1 protein-coding gene is annotated in these 1,373 nt (G+C 64.0%); it reads left to right on the top strand.

Going from position 1 to position 1,373, the window contains the following annotated elements:
- The first annotated feature begins 822 nt into the window (after nucleotides 1-822).
- Nucleotides 823-1,209, top strand: a complete 387-nt coding sequence (locus tag BRAS3809_RS24745; RefSeq protein ID WP_008964766.1) for a DUF1127 domain-containing protein — start codon at nucleotides 823-825, stop codon at nucleotides 1,207-1,209.
- Nucleotides 1,210-1,373: the final 164 nt, after the last annotated feature.

Here is a 1,373-nt window from a genome sequence, read left to right as displayed (position 1 = left end):
GGGCTCGCGCTGCGCGCGCCCCGGAATGACAGCGAGTGTGCAGTGACGGCAAACCAAACATGAATCATCATCCTCGCCGCGCCTCCGCGCCCGAGCTGTGCCCATCAAAACCCTCTTCGAGAACAGAGGGCGCAGGGAAGGCCGGGTGCGGGTCGCACCCATGGTCCGCGTGCAGCAAAAAGCACGCGGCAGAACCACAGGTACGGACCGGACATCCGGCCCTCCCTGCGCGATGGCTTTACGGCTTACTCCGCGCTCTCCCCGGGGACCGGCGTTCTTGCCCCCGTCGCGAGCGCGCTTCGTCGCAAGCGCCCGCTTGGCCTCAGCTTCGGGAGGCCAGGACCACACGGCTTCACCGTGCGCATCAGGATGTTCGTCCGCGCGGCCAAGCCACGCTGCACCCCGACACGCCCACCGCAACCCACCTCACGCTCGTGACGATCGCGATGCGCCCCTCGTGGCGAGATGGGATGGATGAGGTGTAGCATGAGTTCTGAAAAAAAGAAACAAGAATTTTTTGGCGAGAACGGTCGATGGCGCTGATCCGCCCTACGGACCTCATCAGTTCGACCTACTCGCCGCGAAGCTGTGAGAGTTCGCGGAACATCTCTTGATTTTACGGGAGATCGGTGGTATCAAAATGCCCATGAGCAAATCGATGCGCCACGTCAACCACGCAGACATGAACGGCTTCGGCCGGGTCGTGGGGGGAGACGCGCGCTAGGAGTTCGACGACGCGATGTTTCTACCAGGCCCCGCCAGCATCGGACGGGGCCTTTTGATTGGTCCCGCTCGCTGCCGGCACAACAGCAGGAGCGAGCGATGCCACCTCATCAGATCGACCTCACGGCCGAGACCGCGAGCCATGCTCCGGTGCTCGGTGCAAGCTTGCCGATCGCGCAAGACGCGCCCGTCGCGTCACGTCCCGATGTGATCGTCGCGGCGCTGGCGGACGCAGCATCGGAAAAAGACGCCGCAGGACCGCCGGCTTCACCGACCTGGCTGATCATTCGCGTGATCGTGCATTGTTGGCGCGCCTTCCACGCCTGGCGTTGGCGGGAAAGCCTGCGCGCGAGCTTCCATGACATGAGCGAGCGGGAGCTCACCGACATCGGCATCACGCGCGGCGAGATCGACTGCATCGTCGCACACCGCGACCTCGAGCAGCTGAAGGACCGTGCCCTGACCATGTCGCGCGGCGTGATGTAGTTGATTGATGCATGTCAGTAGGGCGGATTAGCGGAGCGTAATCCGCCACTTCGTCGCGCGGGGAGGGATGGCGGATTACGCTAGCGCTAATCCGCCCTACGGGTCTAACGAACGCGTCGTTCGTCGCCATGTCAGCGCAGCGGTGATCCATGCGCCTTCCGCGG

It is taken from the genome of Bradyrhizobium sp. STM 3809 (assembly GCF_000239795.1).
Classification (GTDB): domain Bacteria; phylum Pseudomonadota; class Alphaproteobacteria; order Rhizobiales; family Xanthobacteraceae; genus Bradyrhizobium.
This window is presented reverse-complemented; position numbering and strand designations above follow the sequence as displayed.